The 21,545-nt window shown below is 60.5% G+C and carries 21 protein-coding genes and 1 riboswitch; of the genes, 6 read left to right on the top strand and 15 right to left on the bottom strand.

What is annotated here, in order from left to right:
• Positions 1-5: 5 nt before the first annotated feature.
• Positions 6-1,145 (bottom strand): efflux RND transporter periplasmic adaptor subunit, encoded by a 1,140-nt coding sequence (locus ACZ5YV_RS14955; protein ID WP_464789862.1) that lies wholly within the window; start codon positions 1,143-1,145, stop codon positions 6-8.
• A gap of 262 nt (positions 1,146-1,407) precedes the next feature.
• On the opposite strand from ACZ5YV_RS14955, the gene ACZ5YV_RS14950 reads away from it, so the two are divergent.
• Together ACZ5YV_RS14950 and ACZ5YV_RS14945 are read left to right on the top strand one after the other, a co-directional pair.
• Positions 1,408-2,130, top strand: coding sequence for a response regulator (locus ACZ5YV_RS14950; protein ID WP_464789861.1), 723 nt, complete (start codon positions 1,408-1,410; stop codon positions 2,128-2,130).
• The gene (locus tag ACZ5YV_RS14945) at positions 2,127-3,497 is read left to right on the top strand and encodes an ATP-binding protein (RefSeq protein WP_464789860.1); all 1,371 of its coding nucleotides are present in this window, start codon (positions 2,127-2,129) and stop codon (positions 3,495-3,497) included. The genes ACZ5YV_RS14950 and ACZ5YV_RS14945 overlap by 4 nt, the downstream gene beginning before the upstream one ends.
• Here ACZ5YV_RS14945 and ACZ5YV_RS14940 read toward each other — a convergent pair.
• From ACZ5YV_RS14940 to ACZ5YV_RS14915, 6 genes are all read right to left on the bottom strand, one after another.
• A complete protein-coding gene (locus tag ACZ5YV_RS14940; protein ID WP_464789859.1) occupies positions 3,478-4,113 on the bottom strand; it encodes an ATP-binding cassette domain-containing protein in 636 nt (211 codons plus the stop codon). The two genes, ACZ5YV_RS14945 and ACZ5YV_RS14940, sit on opposite strands and share 20 nt — an antisense overlap.
• Positions 4,103-4,804 carry a molybdate ABC transporter permease subunit gene (gene modB / locus ACZ5YV_RS14935; protein WP_464789858.1) on the bottom strand — a complete coding sequence of 234 codons (702 nt, stop codon included), beginning with the start codon at positions 4,802-4,804 and terminating at the stop codon, positions 4,103-4,105. The genes ACZ5YV_RS14940 and modB overlap by 11 nt, the downstream gene beginning before the upstream one ends.
• 2 nt (positions 4,805-4,806) lie before the next feature.
• Positions 4,807-5,571 (bottom strand): molybdate ABC transporter substrate-binding protein, encoded by a 765-nt coding sequence (gene modA, locus ACZ5YV_RS14930; protein WP_464789857.1) that lies wholly within the window; start codon positions 5,569-5,571, stop codon positions 4,807-4,809.
• Positions 5,572-5,637: 66 nt separating this feature from the next.
• Positions 5,638-6,180: a septal ring lytic transglycosylase RlpA family protein gene (locus tag ACZ5YV_RS14925; protein WP_464789856.1), complete on the bottom strand. Its 543-nt coding sequence runs from the start codon at positions 6,178-6,180 to the stop codon at positions 5,638-5,640.
• A gap of 340 nt (positions 6,181-6,520) precedes the next feature.
• The gene (locus ACZ5YV_RS14920; RefSeq protein ID WP_464789855.1) at positions 6,521-6,694 is read right to left on the bottom strand and encodes a hypothetical protein; all 174 of its coding nucleotides are present in this window, start codon (positions 6,692-6,694) and stop codon (positions 6,521-6,523) included.
• A 102-nt stretch (positions 6,695-6,796) separates the two neighbouring features.
• Positions 6,797-7,348: a hypothetical protein gene (locus ACZ5YV_RS14915; RefSeq protein ID WP_464789854.1), complete on the bottom strand. Its 552-nt coding sequence runs from the start codon at positions 7,346-7,348 to the stop codon at positions 6,797-6,799.
• Between the two features lie 130 nt (positions 7,349-7,478).
• On the opposite strand from ACZ5YV_RS14915, the gene ACZ5YV_RS14910 reads away from it, so the two are divergent.
• The gene (locus tag ACZ5YV_RS14910) at positions 7,479-7,676 is read left to right on the top strand and encodes a hypothetical protein (RefSeq protein ID WP_464789853.1); all 198 of its coding nucleotides are present in this window, start codon (positions 7,479-7,481) and stop codon (positions 7,674-7,676) included.
• Between the two features lie 30 nt (positions 7,677-7,706).
• Here the strand turns inward: ACZ5YV_RS14910 and ACZ5YV_RS14905 are convergent, their stop codons facing one another.
• The gene (locus tag ACZ5YV_RS14905) at positions 7,707-7,934 is read right to left on the bottom strand and encodes a hypothetical protein (RefSeq protein ID WP_196227162.1); all 228 of its coding nucleotides are present in this window, start codon (positions 7,932-7,934) and stop codon (positions 7,707-7,709) included.
• Entirely contained in the window at positions 7,924-8,127 is a 204-nt protein-coding gene (locus ACZ5YV_RS14900) for a hypothetical protein (protein ID WP_464789852.1), read from the bottom strand. The genes ACZ5YV_RS14905 and ACZ5YV_RS14900 overlap by 11 nt, the downstream gene beginning before the upstream one ends.
• A 140-nt stretch (positions 8,128-8,267) precedes the next feature.
• Between ACZ5YV_RS14900 and ACZ5YV_RS14895 the strand changes: the two genes are divergently transcribed.
• Positions 8,268-9,083: an NmrA family NAD(P)-binding protein gene (locus ACZ5YV_RS14895; protein ID WP_464789851.1), complete on the top strand. Its 816-nt coding sequence runs from the start codon at positions 8,268-8,270 to the stop codon at positions 9,081-9,083.
• Positions 9,084-9,127: 44 nt separating this feature from the next.
• On the opposite strand, the gene ACZ5YV_RS14890 is transcribed toward ACZ5YV_RS14895, so the two are convergent.
• The 6 genes from ACZ5YV_RS14890 to ACZ5YV_RS14865 form a co-directional block, all read right to left on the bottom strand.
• Positions 9,128-10,048, bottom strand: coding sequence for an alpha/beta hydrolase (locus tag ACZ5YV_RS14890; RefSeq protein ID WP_464789850.1), 921 nt, complete (start codon positions 10,046-10,048; stop codon positions 9,128-9,130).
• Between the two features lie 99 nt (positions 10,049-10,147).
• A complete protein-coding gene (locus ACZ5YV_RS14885) occupies positions 10,148-11,230 on the bottom strand; it encodes an enoyl-CoA hydratase/isomerase family protein (RefSeq protein ID WP_464789849.1) in 1,083 nt (360 codons plus the stop codon).
• Positions 11,231-11,449: 219 nt separating this feature from the next.
• Positions 11,450-11,527, top strand: a riboswitch (cyclic di-GMP riboswitch).
• Between the two features lie 377 nt (positions 11,528-11,904).
• The gene (gene glpD, locus ACZ5YV_RS14880) at positions 11,905-13,455 is read right to left on the bottom strand and encodes a glycerol-3-phosphate dehydrogenase (RefSeq protein ID WP_464789919.1); all 1,551 of its coding nucleotides are present in this window, start codon (positions 13,453-13,455) and stop codon (positions 11,905-11,907) included.
• Positions 13,456-13,458: 3 nt separating this feature from the next.
• Entirely contained in the window at positions 13,459-14,994 is a 1,536-nt protein-coding gene (locus tag ACZ5YV_RS14875; RefSeq protein WP_464789848.1) for a right-handed parallel beta-helix repeat-containing protein, read from the bottom strand.
• A gap of 151 nt (positions 14,995-15,145) precedes the next feature.
• Positions 15,146-17,689: a TonB-dependent receptor gene (locus ACZ5YV_RS14870; RefSeq protein WP_464789847.1), complete on the bottom strand. Its 2,544-nt coding sequence runs from the start codon at positions 17,687-17,689 to the stop codon at positions 15,146-15,148.
• 112 nt (positions 17,690-17,801) lie between these two features.
• Entirely contained in the window at positions 17,802-18,575 is a 774-nt protein-coding gene (locus ACZ5YV_RS14865) for an SDR family NAD(P)-dependent oxidoreductase (RefSeq protein WP_464789846.1), read from the bottom strand.
• Between the two features lie 436 nt (positions 18,576-19,011).
• On the opposite strand from ACZ5YV_RS14865, the gene ACZ5YV_RS14860 reads away from it, so the two are divergent.
• A complete protein-coding gene (locus tag ACZ5YV_RS14860; RefSeq protein ID WP_464789845.1) occupies positions 19,012-20,661 on the top strand; it encodes a class I adenylate-forming enzyme family protein in 1,650 nt (549 codons plus the stop codon).
• 14 nt (positions 20,662-20,675) lie between these two features.
• Positions 20,676-21,545: an amidohydrolase family protein gene (locus tag ACZ5YV_RS14855; protein ID WP_464789844.1), complete on the top strand. Its 870-nt coding sequence runs from the start codon at positions 20,676-20,678 to the stop codon at positions 21,543-21,545.

The following is a 21,545-nucleotide window of genomic DNA, read 5'->3' as shown; positions in this document are numbered from 1 at the left end:
AGGACCTAGCTCCCTTGGCCGACGGTTGCAGCGCGGACGGTATCGCCCGGTTTCACCTTGTCCGTTCCTTCGACGATCAGCCGATCACCGGACTTGAGGCCTGCGGTTACGAGCCATTTGTCGCCTATCGCCTGTGCCGTAGTGACGGTGCGTTGCTCTACCTTGTTTGCGCGATTGACGACAAGCGCCGTGGCATTGCCCTTGGGATCACGGCTGATCCCCTGCTGGGGCGCGAGTATGCCATTGGGGACGATGGCCTGCGGGGCCACGACGCGTACGAACATGCCGGGAAGGAGAAGACTGTCAGGATTGGGGAAGCGTGCGCGCAGGGTGATGGTGCCGCTATTGGGATCCACGATGGGCTCGGCAAATTCTATGCGGCCTTCAAGCGGATAGTCGCTGCCATCGTCCAGCTTCAGCCGGATGGTGGCACTGGCGGGTAGTGCTTTACCTGAGGCCAGATTGCGGCGCAGCGCCAGGAGCTGCGCGCTGGACTGGGTAATATCGACAAAAATGGGGTCAAGCTGCTGGATCGTCGCGAGCGGGGCAGCTTGACTGGCGGTGACCAATGCGCCCGGCGTGACCGAAGAACGGCCAATGCGCCCGCTAATCGGTGCCCGGACTTCGGTGAAGCGCAGACTTATGCTGGCGGTCTGAAGCGACGCGCGCGCTTGTTGAATGGCGGCGCTTGCTTGCCGCGAAGCCGCGACCACGTCGTCACGCTCCTGCGCGCTTACGGCCTCTGTCTGCCCGAGCGCCTGATAGCGACGCGCCTTGGCTTGCGCCGCAATCGCTGTTGCCTGCGCATTGGCGAGGGCCGCCTGCGCCTCATCGCGAGAGGCGCGGTAGAGGGATGGATCAATCTGATATAATGGCTGGCCCGCATGCACATAGGAGCCTTCGGTAAAGAGGCGCTTCTGAACGACCCCAGCAACTTGAGGCCGCACTTCGGACATCAGCGTCGAAGCGGTGCGTCCTGGTAGCTCTGTCGATACGGTAACGTCCTGCGCCTGAAGCGTGACCACGCCCACTTCGACCTGCTTTTTCTCAGTCGGTTCGCTTTGGCTGCATGCGGTCGCGAGCAAACAAAAGGCCGCGCCAAATTGAGCGTAGCGGGATGAAGAGAGTGCAGAGCGCAGCGGCATGGCGGCAGGTGATCCAATGGCGGGGTTCAATAGTGCGGAAACTTCACCCGGCGCAGGGGGAGGGGGAGCGCCGGGTGAAGGACGGGCCAGCTGTCTGACAGGCTCCGACGCTCCCTATTCGCTTCTTGGCAGGTGTTTGAAAAGGCCGAACATGTGCCATTGTGCATCGCAATATGTCGAAATGTATCAGCGCGTATCAGGGGCTCTGAGGAAGGCAGACTTTTAATGCTGAACGCCGTAAAAGGCGGCGATGCCGGACCAGATGAACAACCGCCAAGCACGCCTGATCGTAGTCGATGACGACCCCGATATTCGGGACTTGATTGTTCAGCAGTTGCGGCAGGAACATTATGAGGTGGTAGCCGCAGGCAGCTTGGGAGAGCTTTATCAGGCCCTTTCGGTGCATGCGGCCGACCTCATCGTCCTTGACCTCAATCTCCCGGACGGCGACGGGCTGAGCCTGTGCCGAGAGTTGCGGGCCGAAGGAAATGACGTCCCCATCATCATGGTATCCGCCAGAGGCAGCGCGATCGACCGGGTGCTCGGGTTGGAACTGGGAGCGGATGACTATCTCACAAAGCCGTTCGAACCACGCGAATTGCTCGTTCGCATACGCAACCTGTTACGCCGCTCCCATGCTGACGAACCCGACCGGCAGCGCGACAAAGGCGTGCGCCTCGCCAGGCTCGGTCCCTGGCGCCTTGATCTCTTCCAGCGCAGGCTGATCGCTGAAGACGGTCGGTTGGTGATGCTTTCGTCTGCGGAGTTTCGCTTGCTGTCCCGGTTTATCGATGAGCCCAATGTGGTCCTCTCACGGGAAAACCTTGTGCCTGAACGTCGAGCGACTGCTGCGTTCGACCGCTCGACCGATCTGCAGGTAAGCCGATTGAGGCAGAAACTGGCGACCATGCCGGGGGGCGAGGAACTCATTTTGACGGTGCGGGGCGAAGGGTATGTACTCGCCAGTCCGGTGTCCTACGAATGATTGAGCGTCTTTGGAGCCGTGTTCGAGGTTTTCTGCGCTCGCTGACAGGACAGATATTCCTGCTGCTGACGATTGGCATGTCGTTGGCCGCGATGCTGGCTTTGCTGATCGCTGAACAGAGCAGGAGTCATGATTTTCAGCAATGGCGCATGCAGCGGGTGGTAGCGAGCGCCGAAGACATCGGTCATCGCCTTCAGCGTGATCCCAAGCGGGTGGAGGCCATGCTGGCGGCCCAGCAGATCATGGGCGCGGCGTTAGCACCGGAGGGCATCGCGGTGGCTGAACCGGATGCTGAGCTTGCAAAAGCGCTCAGGGCGCGGTTCGGCCCCGGGTCGAATCCGGAGGCTAGTCAGGTTCCTGCAGGATTTTGCTTTCCCCGCTTGCGTTATGATCCATCGGCGGGCGCCGCTGGGGTGGTCAACGCGCCGCGCCCGTCCTGCTGGATCGTGCGATTTACCGATAGCACTGGTGCTCGGCGGTCCATGGCGCTCAACCTGCCGCGCATGGAGCGTCCGCCCAGCATGACGGCCAACCCGCTCTATATGCTCCTGATCATCGTCGCATCTGCTGGTCTTGCTATCATCGTGTCCCGGATCGTAACCCAACCACTGCGGCGCCTTGAGCATGCGGCGGAGTCCTTCTCCCTGTCGCTCGATCCGGAAGAAATCCCTGAAAATGGGCCTGAAGAAGTGCGAGCGGCGCTATCGACCTTCAACCTCATGCAACGGCGCGCGCGTGCTGGTTTTGCCGAGCGTACGCAATTGCTGGCGGCGATAAGCCATGATCTGCAGACGCCGCTCACCCGGCTAAGGTTGCGGCTTGAACTCGTTGAAAATGAGGAGTTGCGTGCGCGGCTGTTGCAGGACCATCAGGCGATGCAAACCCTGGTCAAGGAGGGACTTGATCTCGCCGCCAGTACCGAGACGCAGGAAGAATGGTCCGTCATTGATATCGATTCCATGCTGGAAAGCATGGTTGAGGATGCGCAGGATTTGGGCGCGCCATTGCGGTTCGCGGGAGGGTGCGGCGGGACGATCCGGGCCAAGCCCAATGCACTGAGCCGATGCATCAGTAATCTGGTCAGCAACGCCCTCAAATATGGTGGCGAGGCCGAAATCGGATGTTCCCGCCAGGGATGCAGACTTGTCATCTATATCCGGGATAAGGGGCCGGGGATACCGCCGGAACAGCTAGATCAGATGTTTGAGCCCTTTACTCGCGGGGCTTCAGGGCAGCCGGGCGGGCGGCCCGGCACGGGCATCGGTCTGACTATAGCGAGGTCACTGGCACTCACCTTTGATGCGTCGGTCCGGCTTATGAATGCGGAAGGTGGCGGGCTGGTCGCCCTTATCGAAATGAAGGCGTAAGTTCGATCTTTCGCGTTGCCAGACGGTCGGCTTCCTCTGGATTATGGGTGACATAGATTATCGGGAGCCGAAGCTCGTCCCGTATGCGCAGGACGACATCCATGATGTCTTCCCGGCGGGCAGGGTCAATGGAGGCGAGAGGCTCGTCCATGAGCAAGGCTCGAGCGCCAGACAGCAGAGCGCGGCCAATGGCAACGCGTTGTGCTTCGCCGCCCGATAGCGTGCGTGGCCAGCGGCGGAGCAGATGTTCAATCCCGAGAAAATCGACGACTGCTTGTAGAGACATCCATCTGTCCTGCGGCGTCGCAAGCCGATAGCCATAGAGCAGGTTCGCTCGCACCCGAAGATGCGGGAAAAGGCGGCCATCCTGGAAAACATATCCGATGCGACGACGATAGGAGGGCAAATCGATGGCGGCATCGGCATCGAACAATATTTCTCCATCGACGCTGATATGGCCCTGATCCGGGCGCAGCAAACCAGCGATCATGTTGAGAATCGAGGTCTTCCCTACGCCGGAAGGCCCCCAGAGCAGAGTGATGCCATCTGATGCTGCAAAGCGCGCCGTAACGAGGGCGGGGCCGAGAACCCTGCGGACGTCGATGTCAAAGGACATGGCTGGACCTATCCGCCAATACACCGCGACTGAGCACTTCTGAAAGTAGCAGTGCGCCTAGCGACAGGCAGATCGAAATTACGGCGAGCCGCCATACGACGGCATCGGCGCCGGGAATCTGGAGGGCGCTGTAGATGGCGAGCGACAGGGTGCGCGTTTCTCCCGGGATGTTTGAGACAAAGCTGATGGTCGCGCCGAATTCGCCGAGCGATCGGGCAAAACCAAGAATGAATGCCGCAGCTAATCCGGGTAGAGATAGGGGGAGGAGGATCGTCAGGAAGCACCAGGTGGGGCTGGCGCCGAGGGTTTGGGCGGCTTCTTCCAGGCGGTGATCTACGGCTTCGATCGACAGGCGGATGGCGCGTACCATCAGGGGGAGGGCCATGATGCCGGCAGCGATGGCGGCGCCGGTCCAGCGGAACATGACGGTCACACCGAACCAGCGTTCCATTATGCTTCCTACAGGTCCGGCAGGTCCGAGGGTCAGGAGCAATAGCCACCCGATCACTACCGGCGGCAGGACAAGCGGGAGGTGAACCGCCGCGTCGAGCAGCAGCTTGCCCGGAAAGCGCCAGCGCGCGAGGACCCAGGCGAGGGCGAAGGCCGAGGGGAGAGTGAAGAGCATGGCGGCAAAGCTGACCTTCAGGGACAGCTGGACGATCTCCCATTCCTCCGGGCTGAAGATGGTCATCCTCAACGCGTTCCGAAACCGTAGCGGCGGAAGATCGCCTTGCCGCGGGGGGACAGGAGAAAGCGGTGAAATGCCGCCGCTTCGGGATGGGTGGAGCGACTTAACAGCGCCAGCGGATAGGTGATTTTCGGGTGGCTGGTCGCGGGAAAGACCCCCACGATACGGACGGCGGTCGTGGCCCGCGCATCGGTTTCATAGACGATACCAAAGGGCGCCTGCCGCCGCTCCACCATCGCAAGAGCCGCCCGGACGTTTTCCGCCGCCGCCACTTTACCGGATAGCGCTGGCCAGACGCCGAGTGCCACAAGCGCCGCCTTGCCATATTTTCCGGCCGGAACGCTGTCCGGGTCAGCCATTGCGAGGCGGCCAGGGCCGATCGCACGGGCGAGCGGGAATCCGCGGCGGATCGCCATTTTCGTGAAGTTGCTCGCCGGTGCGATCAGGACGAGGCGGTTGGTAAGCAGCGGAACACGGGTGCCACGGCGGACCAGATCTTTCGCGGCGATGGCATCCATCCACGGCTCATCCGCCGATAAAAACAGGTCGGCAGGCGCCCCGGCCTCGATTTGCCGGGCGAGAGCGGAAGAGGCGGCGAAGGAGAGGATCGGCCGGTCATGCCCCTGCGCCGTCCAGGCATCGGCTGCGGCGGTCAGCGATTCCTGAAGACTGGCGGCCGCCAATACCAAAGGCCCGCGTCCCCGCGCCTCAGCGGGGTCAACCGCAAAGCCGGTAATGAGGAGAAGGAGCAGAACAAGGAACCGATGCATGCGACGCCTGACGCCTAAGGTATATATGCCGCTATACAGCGCTCGGCCGTCAAGGCGAGGCTAAATTCAGCGCGATGAAAGAAGTCGGCGGCGTTGCGCGGCAAGGGCTTCGCCGGTGAGCGGCGGCCGTTCGCTCGCTTCCTTGCCTTTGCGCAGGCGCTGGCGATCCTTCTCGCGGGGTTCGGCAAGCCTGACGCGCACGGCGCTTTGCCCCTGATTGCGTATCCCGAGTGCTTCCGCCGCCCCTCGGGAAAGGTCGATGATCCGTCCGTGCGTGAAGGGGCCGCGATCGTTGACGCGAACCAGCACGGTTCGGCCGCTGCCAAGATCCGTCACCTCTACATAGGAAGGCAGCGGCAAGGTGGGATGAGCCGCGCTGATCCCGCCCGGCCGGAATTTCTCTCCGCGCGCTGTACGGCTGCCTGATTCATTTCCATACCAACTGGTATAGCCTACCTCATCATAGCCCGGTTGTTGCGCGGGGACATAGGTGACGCCCCGCACCGTATAGGGCGGCCCGACGCGAACCGGCGTGTCCGATACGGGCTGGTACGACGCGCACCCAGCGATGAACAGGGCAAGCAGGAGCGGCAAAAGGGAGGATCGCATGGTTGCGTCATAACGGCACGGCAGCGGCCTGCTCAAGCCTGCTGTTATCGGGATAGCCAATTGCGATTCCATGGGGATAGCGTGGCTTTCCGTCAACTCTCCTAAAGGAGATTTGGCTTCGTCCCAAATCGCCGACTTGCAACATTAAGCGTCAGTGTTCGCAGAGGCGCGTCATTGTAGAATGCTGCCCAGTCGCCGGTGCTCGGGGAGCCTGCGGCTTCCGCGAGGTTCCCCCGATCTCGCGGAACCGGGTCCGGTTGCCCCGACCATGATAAGGTCGAAGCTTTACAGCCGGACCCGACTTTCCTTTAGCACTTTAGCCAGGCCAGTGGGCAGAGGATCATGGTTTGGGACGATGGTCCTTTTCGCGATCCGCTTCATCGATCGCCCTTATCAGATCGTCGAAGGCGCCGTCGCGCGGGAGAGGGAACAGCCGGGAAAAACTTTCGCCAAGCCGCTGAATATCGTTCTGCGTCAGCAGCCCTATCGCAACAATGTCTTCACGGGTGTCCATTCAAGACCCCTCCTGAATGACGATAACGATGCAAAGTCGATCTGGTGCCAAGCTGTTGACGGAAAGCGGCAAAAATCCTTATCTTTTTGGCGGGTTGATCGATCATGACGCGCGCCAACGTTCAAGCGCGGTGTCATATTTGCGGCGTTCCTTTTCCACGCGGCTGGCCAGCTGACTATAGGCGGCCTGCTGCTGCTTGCGCAGTTGCTCAATCTGGGTGCGAAGCTGTGCCTGTTTCTCTTCGAGTTCTCTCAGCGCTGCCCTGCCTTCTTCCTCCTGCTGGGCGAGGGCTTCTTCCGCCTTGTCGAGCGGTTTACGACTGGGTCGTGGCGCTGGAGGGGAGGCGCGCTTTGGCGGCGAGTTGGGAAGAGTCGCTTTTTCCGGGCGGGATTTCGCCCTGCCGGATTGCTGAGGGGATTTGGCAAGGGAGGCAAGATGTTCCGCCTCACTGCCGCGCGGCCGTTTGATGACCTTGCCGGGATTGGCGAGGGGCTCTCGCATCAATTCTGCTTCGGTGACCTGCTCGGCAGAACCACGCGCGAAAAGATTGGCGTCGGCGCCCCAGGCTTCCAGCGCCGCCTTTTGACTGGGTGCGGCGACATAGGCGTCGTGAAAGCCGATAGGGGTGCGATAGACCTTGAGCGCGCGTGCCATGGTGGCTGAACGCCTTTGATGGCTTTGGGATGCCGGGCTAACCGACATGCCAATGTTAGCGCCAGCTTCGCTCATGGATATCTGCTGCCTTCGCGGCGTTGACCAAGGATAGCAGCAAAAGGAAGAGTCGATGCGGCAGGACAGGAAAAGCGGCCAATCGTCGGACGAACCCGCAAAGGGCCGGGACGATACACCACCGCCGGAACGGGGATCACCGCTGGCCGGTGGCGATCAGGAAAGCGGCGAGGCGGAGAAAAGGATCGAAAAAGGCGATGTGAAGGATCCCAACCCGCTGGCACCGCCCGTCAATACGCAAGCAGGCAGTTGATCAGATCGGCCTGAATGGCAGGCCGTCGCTTCAGCCGCTGATCACCGGATAACGCATTCTAAGGTCATCCATCAGCCCTTCGATCACCGAAACCTCATGGAAGGTGCCCGTTGGCGTGATCGTCCAGTTGCAATGCGGATGGGTGGCGCGGCTGTAGAGGCGGACGGCGCCGAGTACCTTGCGCCAGTGATGCTTGCTGCGACCGTGGTCGCGAACAAGGCGGGCGACGAGAAGGTCGGTGATTTTGTCAGACGTCATCTTCGGCTTTCTCTGCGCCGATCCAGCGGCCGGGCAATTCTATATAGGCTTCCAGTTCGCGCCAGTGGCGGTCCCAACCGGGGCCACGGCGATCCTCCGGCACATAAGCTTCGACCATGCGACGGGCGCGGGCCACGACATTGTCGGGCGGCGTGCGCAGGCGATCGAGAATGTGGCGGATATCCTCGCTCATGACGGGCTGATAGCCTGTCCTTGGCTAACGCGCCAGTCGCCGGGAAAGCGGTCAGTATAGTAACTCTTCGTGGACAAAGCGGGCGCCAGGCTACATTCATCGTTGTAATTGATATGCTGATGGCAGCCGAGGGGATAGCAATGAGCCAGAAATCGACCATTCTCATCGTCGGCGGCACCGGCAAGACGGGTCGTCGTCTGGCCCATCGTCTGGATGTTCCTGGTCACACTGTCCGCGTCGGTTCGCGTAGCGCGGAGCAGCCGTTTCTGTGGGAAGATGAGGCCAGCTGGGAACCCCTGCTGGAGGGCGCGGATGGCCTTTATATCGCGCATCATGACAACACGCATCCCGATGCTGGGGCGCAGATCGGGCGGCTTGCACAGCTTGCGGTGGAGTGCGGGGTAAAGCGGCAGGTGCTGCTTTCCGGGCGAGCCGATGAGGGCTTTCTGGAAGCGGTTGAAGGCGGATTCAGGGCGAGTGCGGCGGACTGGACAGTGCTTCGCCCGGCATGGTTCATGCAGAATTTTTCGGAAATGTTCTTCCTGGACGCGGTGCTGGCGGGGGAGATCGTGCTGCCGGTTGGTGACGCGACCGAGCCCTTTATCGATATCGAAGATGTCGCTGCTGTCGCGGCGGAGGCGCTATTGGACGGTCGGCATAGTGGACAGATTTATGAGCTGACCGGGCCGGAATCGATAGGCTTTGAAGCAGCCGCCGATGCGTTAACGAAGGCGACGGGACGGAAGATCAGTTTCACCCCCATCAGTTTCGGCACATTTCGAGAGTCGATCCTGTCGAACGGTTTGCCCGAGGAATATGCCTATACCTATTCTGGTATCGCCGACGGCAAGTTGGCCTATGTCACGTATGATGTTGAGCGGGTATTGGGCAGAAAGCCGAGGCATTTTTCGGACTATGCGCAGGATGCTGCGGCTAGCGGCGTTTGGGATGTGTGATTGATGGCGGGGCTTAAAGCGGTCCCGGGTCGAGGTTCGTTCGCTCATTGCGGAACCTCCTGTTTCAAAATTCCCCGCATGCGCAGCCAGGCGACGAATTGTGGCAGAACGCCGGTGGAGGTGGTGTCTGGGCGACCGATGCCGAACCCATGGTTGCCGCGTTCATAGGCGTGGAGTTCGACCGGGCGGCGCGCATTGCGCCACGCTTCGACAATGCCGAATCCCTGCTTTTTGAATAGGCTGTCGTCCAGAGCGATTGCATTGAACATGGGTGGCGCGTCGGCAGGTACGGTGACGGCGGTCATGGGGCCATAGATATAGCCGATGAACGCCGGACGTGTTTCGCCTTGTCCCTCCAGCGCGGCATTGAGAGCCGTCATTGCGCCTGCGGAAAAGCCGATCATGCCGACCCGAGCCGGATCGACGCGGAATTCCTTTGCGCGGTTGCGGACCATGGCCAGGCCAGTAAGTGCATCCTGCGTGGCGCGGGGTTCCTTGATTTCCATGTTGGGGGTGCCGCGGGCGGCCTGCACCATGCGCTGACTCATTGCGGTCATGAAGGCTTTGCTGTCCCGCGGCGTTTCGTTGAGGCGGTATTTGAGAACAAAGGCGGCGATGCCCTGATCAGCGAGCGAGCGGGCGATGACTTCACCCTCGCTGGACATTGACAGCGACATGAAGGCGCCGCCGGGCGCGACGAGTACCGCTGCTCCAGTGGCCTTGGCAGGATCAGGCAGATAGGGCGTTATGGTGGGACGCGTGACGTTGCGGACGGTGTCATTTTCGACGACCAGCGGGCCATATCGTGCGCTGACATGCTCCCATTGCTCATTATCGGCGGTCTTGTCGTTGGGATAGAGTGGCAACTCTCCCTTGGTGAGTGGCGCGATCGGCTTGATCTGCATTTGCGCAGCGGCGGGGGCAGCAATCGCCAGGGCCAGAGTGGTTAGGGCCAGGTGCCTCATCAAGTCGTCTCCCTTTCAAGAATGCCGATTATCTGTTCGGATTTCATGTCATATTGCCATGCGTCATCGCAGTATAGAGGGGGAATGGGCGCCAGATATTCACTTTTCGAGTTCGGGAAGCGGCGTCCATTCCCTTTCCGGTGAGAGCGGTGCGAAGATGCTGTCGATAAGCGCATTCGTCACCTCTTCGGGGGTGGCTGGGCTCCATCTTGGCGCATTGTCCTTGTCGAAGATGACGGCGCGCACGCCTTCGATAAAATCGGGGCGGCGGATGACGTGGCAGGCGATGCGATATTCACTGCGCATGTTCGCCGCGAAGTCCGTGAAGGCTGCGCCCTCTGCCATTTGCCGCAGGGCGACCTTGATCGTCTGGGGTGATTTGGTTGCGAGAACCGCCAGCTGCGCGCGTGGCCATTCCGATCCGTCTGCGTGCAGGGCAGCGAGGATGTCTTCGTAGCGGTCGGAGGCGAACAGCCGGTCAATGTTGGCCCGCTGTGCTTCCCAGGGGGAGGGGGGCGGCGGGTCGCTCATCTCGTCCAGGATTTCGCCGATGCCATCGGGGTCGGCGATGATCCGGGCCTTGACCGCGTCGAGCTTTTCCGAGGTCATATAGTGGGTGGCGATGCCGATCGCGGCACAGTCCGCTCCACTGATGCGTGCTCCGGTGGTGGCGAGCCATGTGCCGGTGCGGCCCGGCATGCGCGGCAGGAACCAGCCGCCACCGACATCGGGGAAAAGGCCGATGCCCGTTTCAGGCATGGCGTAGACCGTTCGCTCGGTCGCGATGCGGAAGCGCGCCGGATCGGATATGCCGACGCCTCCACCCATGACTATGCCGTCGATGAAGGCGATCACGGGCTTTTCATATATGAACAGCAGATGGTTCAGCCGATATTCGGTGTGGAAGAAGCGTTCCGCTTCCGAACAGTCGCCCTTGGCGCTGTTAGCGACCATGGCGATGTCGCCGCCCGCGCAGAAGCCGCGCGACAATTTGGGGTCGCCATCGGGGGAAACGGCATGGTCGAGGATGACGGCGGACACGGCGTCATCGTGACGCCAGGCGAGCAGGGCGTCGATCATGGCGGCGCACATTTCGGTCGTCAGCGCATGGATCGCCCTTGGCCGGTTCAGGCGGATGCGGCCGACGCCATTTTGCACGAAGATGATCAACTGATCCGTCATTCCTGTCCCACCTGTTTCGCTGGCGCCGCAGGATGCTGTTATCGGTTCAGATCGTTCGGGGGAAGGGCCTCGGGTGGTGGTGGGAAGAGATGAACAACTACAGATGGATCGGCAGCGAAGTTGTCAGTCTGCCTCTTTTTTTGACCACAAATGTTTGACCTGACGCGATAATTCGGTTAAATAATCCCTAAGGCAGAGAAGCGCGCTGCGGCGAGTGATCTGACGAAAAGGCAAACTGCTGGTGACGGCAGGACGCAAAGCTTCCGATCTCTTGATTGAGACAGCGGGGTTACCGAAACAGGACATGACGCGATGAAACCGCTTATCCCTTTTTCTCCATTCCTGGAATTTTGGTTGCCTGACCACGCGATTTGCCGTCGGGATTAGAGTATCGTGTGCGATAGTTGGAACCGGTTTTGCGCAAATAACGATGCTACAAGACATAACTGGCGTGCACGTCTTGCGTTCGATTTAACGCAGCGCGCTCTAAATTAGTCATCCGCTCGGGCTGGCGCAGGATGTCGATCGAGCCTGCCCGGTCCCGGTTACAGTCATATCGCGATCATGTGCGGGATAGTCCCACCATGTCGCGCTGCCTCAACTCCCTCGGGTCGCACTGTGGGAGAGAAGCACAGCGTCCCAAAGACCCATCTCCCCACCTGGGGCGCTGTGCTTCATTCATTCCGGGCATCGGATCGGCATGAAACAGGATGGTCGAGATAGCAGGCCAGCGCCGCGCTTGCTTCCTGTGTCAGATGAAGGCCGAGCTTGCTGCGGCGGTAGAGAATGTCTTCGGCGGTCTGTGCCCATTCTTCCCTGACAAGATAGTCGACTTCGGCACGGCTGAGATCGCCGCCGAATATCTCCCCCAGATCGTCCAGCGTTTCAGCTGCATCCAGCAGTTTCAGGGCGCATGTGCCGTAAGCGCGGGCCAGGCGGTGGAGTAGCCTATGGGGTAGGGCGGGATATTGGTTTTCCAATTCGTGCAGGAAGATGTCGAAGTTTCCCTCGGGCATGTCCCCGCCTGGGAGGGCCGCGGTCGCGGTCCAGGCGCCCCGCGTCTCGATTCCCTGCGACGCGAGAAGGTCGAGCGCCTGCTCGGCCAGTTTCCGGTAGGTGGTGATCTTGCCCCCGAAGATGCTGAGAAGAGGAGCGCCTTCGCTGTCGAGGTCGAGGACATAGTCGCGGGTGACGGCGGAGGCATTGCCTGCCTGATCGTCATAAAGCGGGCGGATGCCTGAATAGGACCAGATTATGTCTTCGCGCGCGATTTTCCGGGCGAAGTAGCGGTTTGCCACGCCCAGCAGATAGTCGATCTCGCTCTCACTGATGTGTGGTTTGCCCGGCGGATCGTGCCATTCTTGTTCGGTGGTGCCGACCAGCGTGAAGTGATGCTCATAGGGGATGGCGAAGATGATGCGGCCGTCAAAATGCTGGAGCGTGAGGGCATGGTCCCCTTCGTGGAGGCGCGGGACGACGATATGACTGCCTTTTACGAGGCGGACTTTCCGCTGACTCTCCAGGCCGGAGCGGGCGATGATGTCGGCGACCCATGGACCGGCGGCATTGACCAATATGCGGGCGCGCACTTCCTTCACGCCATGCGCATCTTCGATGGTGGCCGACCAGATTTCCTCCTCACGACGGGCGTCGAGCAGGCGGGTGCGGGTCTCAATTTGCGCGCCGTGCTTGGCCGCGTCCATTGCGTTCAGCACTACCAACCGGCTATCTTCGACCCAGCAGTCCGAATAGAGGAAGCCGCGCCCTTTGCGGTTCGCAAGGCTGTTTCCCAAAGGCGATCGATCAAGCACGATCGTGCGCGTGCCGGGCAATTTCTGCCGACCGCCGAGATGATCGTAGATAAAGAGGCCGAGGCGCACCAACCATGCCGGGCGCGTCGAGAGGTTCTGCGGCATCAGGAAGGCAAGCGGCCAGATGATGTGAGGCGCCGTCCGCCAAAGCCGTTCCCGTTCGATCAGGGATTCACGGACCAGCCGAAACTCACCATATTCAAGGTAACGCAAGCCGCCGTGGATCAACTTGGTCGAGGCGGAGGAGGTTTGGCTGGCAAGATCGTCCTGCTCCACCAGAAGGAGCCTGTAGCCGCGCCCGGCCGCATCGCGGGCGATGCCGACACCATTTATCCCTCCGCCGACGATCAGCAAGTCATAGAGAGGTGGCGTGTCAGCCCGAACGGATTGCGTGGTCGCGCGGTCGGTCAAGATGCTCTACCTCCGCACTTCTGAAACATGAAGGCGGCGGGGCTGCTTCAGTTTCACGAAAGTGCCGAGTTCGCGGCGCAGCATTCCTAGCATCCAGAGCCGATGGCTTGCGATATATTCGGGAAAGCCGTCCGGTTTGGCGGGGTCGAAAACGGGGACCTGCCAGTCCGCAGGCTGTTCTTCATAGATGGTTTCGATCTGGGCGGAGCCGTCATCGGGGGCATCGACGTGACTGCCCAAATAGCGGTTGCCCTTAAATCGGACAGACTCCGCTGGGTCAAAGCCCGCCTTGATCAGATAGTCAGGGCCGTTGCGTCCAATCTCGCTGCCGTAGCGGGCGGTCCCCGCAACCTTGAACACATTGCTGCGGAAGCGGACACCGCGCGCCCATCCGTCCCATTGCGTCGCGACGACCATCTGGACGTCCATCGCCTTTCCGACATGGACGACATTTTTCTCGATCAGCGCGTCCGACACATTACCCGCAATCTGGAATATGCGGGTTCCGTCATTGCGGCTGACGTTGAAACGGGCGACTGTCCTGTGATTGCCGATATTGGCGCTGTCGTCCTGGCCGGGAGAACAGATGAGGAGGAATCCGCCTGCATTGTCGTGGCTGTAGTTGTAGAGGAACGTCGTGCGGCGGGAGTTGAAATCGGAATCGAAGCCCTGACCATCGTAGCGGGTTCGGGTATAAGCGGCCTCATTAAGCTGTATCAGACTATGGTCCGTGCTCCATTGCCAGATGCCTGCATTATAGCCGGGCGCGCGGCTGCCCGCATAGCGCACGATATTATGTTCGATGAGTGCGCCATTGGTGCCCCGTGGGACGATACCGTCGCCGCCCACATCTTCCACATAATTGTCGCGGATGACGACTTTTTCGCTGGGAAACCAGTTGGAGGATGTTACCTGATCGCTGATCCCGGCTATGCCGGATCGATCGACGCGCCAGACTATGTTGCGTTCGATGATGAGGTCGTCAAACCGGGTCGGCAGCTTTTGCCCGGTGGCGCGGAAGACTATGCCGCCATTATCCTTTCGGTCGTTGGTCCCGCGCACATCGTGAATGTACATGTCGCGAATACGGATACCGCGCGTGGTGCCGCGATCCTCCGCCGATATGAGAACGCCGGTGCGGTGGGCGGGAAGGGGGCTGTCGTTCGTGACTTCGAGGCCGCTGACCGTCACATAATCCGCATTGATGATGCCCACGGCATGGGGGGAAACGCCGCCTGCATCAACGCGCGCGCGCGGGCCTGTTCCGTCAGAGGTGACGGTGATAGGGGCCTTTTCACTGCCCGACCGGGTGAGGGTAAGAGGCTCTCGCCATACCGATCCCGCCATCAGCTTGACCTGATCGCCTGGTTGCAGTGGGAAAGTCGATAGGCGGGAGAGAGAGCGCCACGGCTGCGTTGGTGAGGTGCCGTTGAAGCTGTCGTCGCCCTGCGTGGAACTCACATAATAGGTTTCGGCATTGGCTGCCGCAACGAAGCCTGAAGACAGGGCAAGAAGGGATGCGGCGGCCAATGATTTCAGCAAGTTCGGCGTATCCCTTCGCGATAGGTCGGATCCTTGTTTTAGCGCAATGAGGCTGAATGCGAAGTGAAATGATCGCCGAGGTCAGGCAGAAAAAGGCCCCGCCTCCGTGAGGAGACGGGGCATGGGAGGGCGGGAATGGCCCCGAAAAGGGTTAGAATTTGGCGCCGACGGTGATGCCGTAGGTCCGCGGTTCGGCATAATATCCGCCCGCAAAGCCAAGCTGGCCGAAGTCGATCCCGCGAGCGAAATCCTTCGCGTTGGTGAGGTTCTTCACCCACAGGCGGACTTCGCCTTCGCCCGTCCCCAGAGGAATGCCGTCGACACCGATCTGTGCGTCGACCAGGTCGATATTATCGCCCTTGATCTGTTCGTTGAACGGCGAACCGAGGCTGCTGCTGAAATTATATTTGCCGTCTTCATGCGTATAGCCGATCCGGCCGCGCAGCGTGGCATTGCCCCAGTTCAGCGGGAATTGCGCGTTCAGTGCCACATTGGCGGTCAGCGGTGACGTATAGCCGGGCGTTGCGATCGACGCGATATTGACCGGAGGCTCCCCGGCCACAGGCGACTGTCCGGCGAGAAACTCCTTATATTTTATGTCGATATAGCCGATGCTGCCGTCGATCGAGAAGTTGTCGGAAAGGACTGCCTGCGCTTCCGCTTCCACGCCATTATAGACGACCTTGCCCGCGTTGATGATCCGGGTGGCGAACGTGCCCGCTGGAGCGTCGGTGACGGGGCCGATGACAGCCAGATTGTCGTAGATGTTGTGATAGGCCGCGACGTTCAGGCGCAGGCGGCGGTTGAACAATTCCGTCTTTGCGCCGATTTCGTAGGAGGTCACCTTCTCCGGTTCGAAGCTGCCCAGCTGGTTGGTGCCGGAGAGCGCGGGGTCCTGAGAATTGAAGCCACCCGAGCGATAGCCGGTGGCGGCGCGCGCATAGAGGTTGATGCCATCGGCGACATCATAACCCGCCATCAGGTTCCAGGTGAACTTGCTGAACTTGGCAGCGCCATATTCCGGGACGGGAGGCGGGGCTGCACCGTTCTGGAGACGAATCATCTTCTTTTCGTCCCAGGTGTATCGGCCGCCAGCGGTGAGGCGGATGCCGCTGTCGCGGCCCCCCGGATAGAAGGTGAACTGGCCGTAGACCGCGGTGCTCTCGCTCGACGTCGTGTAGTTAAGCCGGGCAAGCGTCTGGACGAGCCGGTAGCGCGCCGGATTAGCGGCGGCGAAGCCCGGTCCAAGGGGACCGAAATTGGCGAGGAATACCGAATTGGTGTCCAGGATGAAGCCGCTATTTTGACGGCCGTTCTCCGAACCCTTTTCCCAGAAGTAGAAGCCGCCGACGACCCAATCCAGCGAATTGCTGTCACCGGAAATTTCAACTTCCTGGCTGAACTGCTTGTGACGCCGCTTATTGTCGACGGAGAACAGATCCTGGCTGACTGTCGGCACCGGCGCTGCGGAAATGAACGGAATGGCGGCAGCCGGTATGGTGGGGATGAACTGCAACAGCGATGCGGGCATGCCGTTGAACAGTGTTGCGTTGGAGAAGGCCGGGCCGCTGAACGCGCCGATCCCGTCCAGATCGGTGACGCCGTCGCTGTTCCAGAAGCGATAGCCGGTTGTCGTCTTGACCTTGAAGCCGCCAAAATCATTCTGAACTTGCAGATTATGACCCCAGGTCTTGTCGGTAGCACTGCTGAGGATGTTGTTGCAGACCTTATGCCGATAGGTGCGCGAGGGCACGGCCAGTGCAGCGCATTCCGGGTCCGCGAAGGTAGCGCCGGCCAGATATTGGGCGACCGGCGCCTGTTGCGTCACCAGCGCCTGCCGACCGTCGACAGTGATGCGGGCGTTCGGCGTACCATCGGCGACATGGGTCAGGATGAAGGGGAGCGGCGTACCCTTGATACGGTTCCAGTCGAAAACATACTGGATACTACCAGTCCCGCCCAGGTCGATTTTGGCGCCAGCGCGAAACGCGTCGGACTTGCGGGCACCCGGATCGCGGGAGTCGCGGGGTTGCAGGATGTTGTCGATGACCCCGTCACGTTCGCTGTGGCTGTAGGAGAAGGTGGTCGAGATGCCTGCAATCTCACCGGGATCGAGGGAAATCTTGCCGTTCCACGCGTTGAAATTGCCATAGCCAGCCTCCGCCTTCAGCCGGAAGGTGGGTGAGGGCGCGCGGGAAATGAAATGAATCGCGCCGCCCGTCGTGTTGCGGCCGAACAGGGTGCCCTGCGGCCCGCGCAGAACCTCCACCCGCTCAATGTCCATGACGCTGAGGCCCATGGCACCGCCGCGCGCGATATACACGCCATCCACGTAAAGGCCGTTGGCTGCATCGATGCCGAAGCTTTCGCTGCCGCCGTTTGAGATGCCGCGCATGGAAAAGACGGCCGCGCTGTTGCTTGTGGTGCCCTGCGTCACGACGACGTTTGGAGCAAGGCCGCTGAGATCGCGGCTGTCGCGAATGCCGAGCTGTTCCACCTTTTCGGAGCTGATCGCGCTGATGGCGATGGGAACATCCTGAAGATTCTGGGCGCGCTTCTGAGCGGTGACGACGATTTCGTCGAGGCCCGGTTCCGAAGGTGTCGCGGTGGTCTGCGCCATTGATTGGCTGGCAAGAGCCAGGCCGCTGACCCCGATGATCAGTTGTAGCGCTGCACATGTATATGTCTTGGCCATCAATATCTCTCCCATAGATATCATAAGGTTTATAGTTGTGACGAATTAGACTGCGTCGAAGTCTATTTGCGCGTCCCGGACTATTCAGTTCTGGATGCCGCTGATTTTGAACTCAGTTGGGCATGTAAAGTTGAGCCGCCTTGCCGCCATCGACGGGTAGAGCTGTTCCCGTGATGTAACTTGCGGCGTCGGACAGCATGAAGACGATGGCATGAGCCAGTTCTTCCGGCTGGCCCCCGCGCTGCATCGGTATGGCAGCCGTTGTACGGGCGGCAGTGTCGGCTGCGCGTGCCGAAAAAAGTTCAGTCGTTGCAGTTTGGACCTGGCCCGGGATGATGGCGTTTATCCTGATGCCGAGTGGCGCAGCCTCCATCGCGGCGGCGGCCGTGAAGTGGACGAGCGCAGCCTTGGAAGCGGAATAGCTTGCCATGTTCACGGTCGCGCGGATGCCGCAGGTCGAGGCGATGTTGACGATCGATCCCTTGCCCGCCTGAGCCATTACTTTCAGGGCGGCCTTGGTGCTAACGAAGGCGGCGTCGCTGTTGACGGCGAAATCCTTGCGCCAATGTTCCAGCGTCAGTTTGCTGATGGACGCATAATGGGTCGACATTGCATTGTTCACCAGCATGTCGAGGCGCCCGTATTTTTGCGCGGTGCCTTCGACCATCGCCGCAAGGGCATCTGTGTCGGTGACATCGAGTTGGATTGCTTCGATCCGGCCGCCTTGTGCAGAGATGCTGTCACGCGCTCTGTCGAGCAGCGCCTGCCTGCGGCCGCAAATGACGACCTGAGCGCCGCGCTGCGCCAACAAGGTGGCGGTCGCGAGGCCGATGCCATCGCTGCCGCCCGTTATGATTGCGACGCGGCCTAGAAAATCCTCGCTCATTTGACGTCCAGAACCTCACCTAACAGAATCACACTCTTGCCGAGACCGGTGCGATGCGAATCAAGATCATGCAGAATTCGTAATTTGTAAATCTTTAAATTCCGAATATGGATGTTTTAGGGCCTCGTTGCGGATATATGACGGTGCCGGATTGATCTCGCGATCCGCCACTGCCCAAGTCAGGATTGCGGGAAATCATTTTGGTTTCAGGGTATTTCAGCGACTTCCTTGCTTGCGGAAGCAGTATGGATGGCAGTCTGAAACATGCGGAAAAATAATATTGTTGAATTCCGCGAATGACGGAATAAAGTCGGCCTCAGCAAAAGCAGGCGACGAGTCGAGGATAGAGGATGTCGGGAATGAGCGAGGGCTGCGGCTCCGGCGCAAACTCCCGTCGAAAAAATTCCGCGGCGGTAGAGTGATCCCCAAGGATAGCATGAGCAAGATCGACCCAATTTTCGCGACAGTCACCGCGCCGGGCACGCCATTTGAGATTGGCGAGCAGGATGGGCTGCGCTTTTTCGTGAACGCGCCGTCGGACCTCAATCAATTGATAGAAGGCGCGCGCCGCTTCGGAGAACAGGTCTGTATCGTTGATTTCGACGGGCCGGAGGGTGAGCGGCGGCTGAGCTTTGCGGACATGTTCGCTTGGCGAGATCAACTGGCAGCCCGATTGGGCATAGAGCGGAGGCAGCGGGTCGCAATCTGCATGCGCAACCGCGCGGAGTGGATGGTGGCGTTTCTGGCGGTTGTGAAGCAGGGCGGCGTTGCTGCGTTGCTCAACAGCCGTGGGTCGCCCGCCGAACTTCATGCGATGGTCGAGGAGGTGACGCCGGACCTCGTTCTGGCGGACACGGAACGGGCCGCGCTGCTGCGCGACGGAGGCTATGCGGGGCGTCTGATCGACGTGACGCAGCCGCTGGCGGATGAGACGTCACCGATCGCGAACGATGCGGCTGCGGGACCGGGCGATCCGTGCGCGATATTGTTCACGTCGGGAACGACCGGGCGGGTAAAGGGCGCGGTGCTTTCCCACCGCAGCCTGATTACCGGATTGCTGGGCACGCAGCTGACCGGAATGATGGTGCTGCACAATATGGCGCGCGAATATGGGGTTCCGGTGGAAGCCATCGCCGCGCAGGTGCCGCCTCAGGCAATTTTGCTGGTCTATCCGCTTTTTCACATTTCGGGGCTGGGCGCAGGCTTTCTTGCGCCGTTCCTGTCGGGCGGCAAGATCGTGGTCATGCGCCGCTGGGACGCGGAAGAGGCCGTACGCCTGATCGAGCAAGAGCGGGTGACGCAGCTTTCCGCCGTTCCCACGATGTTGTGGGACATGGTGCACCGGGCGCGCACCAAGGATGCTGACCTTAGTTCCGTGCGGAACATTGGATCAGGCGGGCAGGCGCTGCCGCTCAACCTGCTTGAGGAAGTGCGCAAGCTGTGCCCGCATGCGATGATAGGGACCGGCTATGGCATGACGGAAACGTCGGGCGCGATCGCGCAGGCCGTGGGAGCGGACTTTCTGGCGGCTCGTGCTTCGGCTGGACGGGTGTTGCCGCTGGTGGATTTGCGGATCGAGCGGGAGGACGGCGCGGTCTGCGGCCCCAATGAAACCGGCGAGATCATCGTGCGCAGTGCCATGATCATGAATGGCTATTGGAACAGGCCGGAGGATACGGCAAAGAGCCTTACGGCCGATGGCTGGCTGCGCACTGGTGACATCGGCTATCAGGATGAGGAAGGTTACATCTTCATCGTCGATCGCGCCAAGGACATGGTGATTTCAGGCGGCGAGAATATCTATTGCGCCGAAGTCGAGCGCGTCCTGAGCGAAATGCCGCAGATCACTGAATGCGCAACGTTCGGGATCGCGGACGAGCGGCTGGGCGAGGCGCTGGTCGCGGTGGTTCAGGCGGATGGCCTGGACGAACGCAGCGTCATTGATTGGGTGGCAGGCAGGCTTGCGCCCTACAAGGCGCCGGTACGTGTCGCTTTTTCGTCCAAACCCCTGCCGCGCAACCAGTCGCAGAAAATCAACAAGATCGCGCTTCGTGCGCTGTGGCCCGAACTGGCCGACAACAACTGAACAGGAGAGTTCCCATGGGCATGCCCAAGGACATAAAGATAATCGACTGCATGCTGGGCATTCCGGAGGCAGAGGACCGTTCCGCCTGGTTCGATCCTTTCCGGCCGCTGATCAAGGACCAGCAGACGCTCCAGCAATTCGCGATGCCGGCGCAATATATGTTCAAGGACATTCCGCAGACCGGCAAGGTTGATGACTTCGTGTCCTGGACCGTCGAGCAGATGGACCAATATGGCATCGACAAGGCGCTGGTCGGATGGAACGACAATGCGACGTCCTATCGCGCGAAGGAGATGTATGGCGACCGCTTCTTCTTCGACCTGCCCTGTGATCCCAACCGGGGCATGGAGGAAGTAAAGCGGATCAAGCGCATCCATGCGGAAGTCGGGCTGTCGGCGATCAGCGTCTTTCCCGCGGGCACGCTGCCGCAGGTGGCGATCAACCACAAATATATGTTCCCGCTCTACACGGTTGCCGCCGAACTGGGGCTGCCGGTGCTATTGAATGCCGGTATTCCGGGTCCGCGTATTCCGATGGAGACGCAGAAGGTCGAGCATCTGGACGAGGTCTGCTGGTTCTTTCCGGACCTGAAGGTCGTCATGCGTCATGGCGCGGAGCCTTGGGAAGCCTTGGCGGTCAAGCTCATGCTGAAGTGGCCGAACCTCTATTATTCGACCAGCGCCTTTGCGCCCAAACATTATCCCAAGGCGATTATCGACTACGCCAACACGCGTGGCGCGGACAAGATCATTTATGCCGGATACTTCCCGATGGGTCTCAGCCTGGAACGGATCTTCAGCGACATGCAGAACGTCCCTTTCAAGGACGAAGTCTGGCCAAAATTCCTGCGCGAAAACGCCATCAAGGTCTTTGACCTCAAATAA

The organism is Sphingobium sp. TomTYG46, from assembly GCF_055396345.1.
Note: the sequence above shows the minus strand (reverse complement) of the source record. Positions and strands in the feature narration are given on the sequence as shown.

Coding starts and splice junctions, on each gene's coding strand:
- ACZ5YV_RS14955 (WP_464789862.1), bottom strand. CDS start 1,145: ATGCCGCTGCGCTCTGCACTCTCTTCATCCCGCTACGCTCAATTTGGC.
- ACZ5YV_RS14950 (WP_464789861.1), top strand. CDS start 1,408: ATGAACAACCGCCAAGCACGCCTGATCGTAGTCGATGACGACCCCGAT.
- ACZ5YV_RS14945 (WP_464789860.1), top strand. CDS start 2,127: ATGATTGAGCGTCTTTGGAGCCGTGTTCGAGGTTTTCTGCGCTCGCTG.
- ACZ5YV_RS14940 (WP_464789859.1), bottom strand. CDS start 4,113: ATGTCCTTTGACATCGACGTCCGCAGGGTTCTCGGCCCCGCCCTCGTT.
- modB (WP_464789858.1), bottom strand. CDS start 4,804: ATGACCATCTTCAGCCCGGAGGAATGGGAGATCGTCCAGCTGTCCCTG.
- modA (WP_464789857.1), bottom strand. CDS start 5,571: ATGCATCGGTTCCTTGTTCTGCTCCTTCTCCTCATTACCGGCTTTGCG.
- ACZ5YV_RS14925 (WP_464789856.1), bottom strand. CDS start 6,180: ATGCGATCCTCCCTTTTGCCGCTCCTGCTTGCCCTGTTCATCGCTGGG.
- ACZ5YV_RS14920 (WP_464789855.1), bottom strand. CDS start 6,694: ATGGACACCCGTGAAGACATTGTTGCGATAGGGCTGCTGACGCAGAAC.
- ACZ5YV_RS14915 (WP_464789854.1), bottom strand. CDS start 7,348: ATGGCACGCGCGCTCAAGGTCTATCGCACCCCTATCGGCTTTCACGAC.
- ACZ5YV_RS14910 (WP_464789853.1), top strand. CDS start 7,479: ATGCGGCAGGACAGGAAAAGCGGCCAATCGTCGGACGAACCCGCAAAG.
- ACZ5YV_RS14905 (WP_196227162.1), bottom strand. CDS start 7,934: ATGACGTCTGACAAAATCACCGACCTTCTCGTCGCCCGCCTTGTTCGC.
- ACZ5YV_RS14900 (WP_464789852.1), bottom strand. CDS start 8,127: ATGAGCGAGGATATCCGCCACATTCTCGATCGCCTGCGCACGCCGCCC.
- ACZ5YV_RS14895 (WP_464789851.1), top strand. CDS start 8,268: ATGAGCCAGAAATCGACCATTCTCATCGTCGGCGGCACCGGCAAGACG.
- ACZ5YV_RS14890 (WP_464789850.1), bottom strand. CDS start 10,048: ATGAGGCACCTGGCCCTAACCACTCTGGCCCTGGCGATTGCTGCCCCC.
- ACZ5YV_RS14885 (WP_464789849.1), bottom strand. CDS start 11,230: ATGACGGATCAGTTGATCATCTTCGTGCAAAATGGCGTCGGCCGCATC.
- ACZ5YV_RS14870 (WP_464789847.1), bottom strand. CDS start 17,689: ATGGCCAAGACATATACATGTGCAGCGCTACAACTGATCATCGGGGTC.
- ACZ5YV_RS14865 (WP_464789846.1), bottom strand. CDS start 18,575: ATGAGCGAGGATTTTCTAGGCCGCGTCGCAATCATAACGGGCGGCAGC.
- ACZ5YV_RS14860 (WP_464789845.1), top strand. CDS start 19,012: ATGAGCAAGATCGACCCAATTTTCGCGACAGTCACCGCGCCGGGCACG.
- ACZ5YV_RS14855 (WP_464789844.1), top strand. CDS start 20,676: ATGGGCATGCCCAAGGACATAAAGATAATCGACTGCATGCTGGGCATT.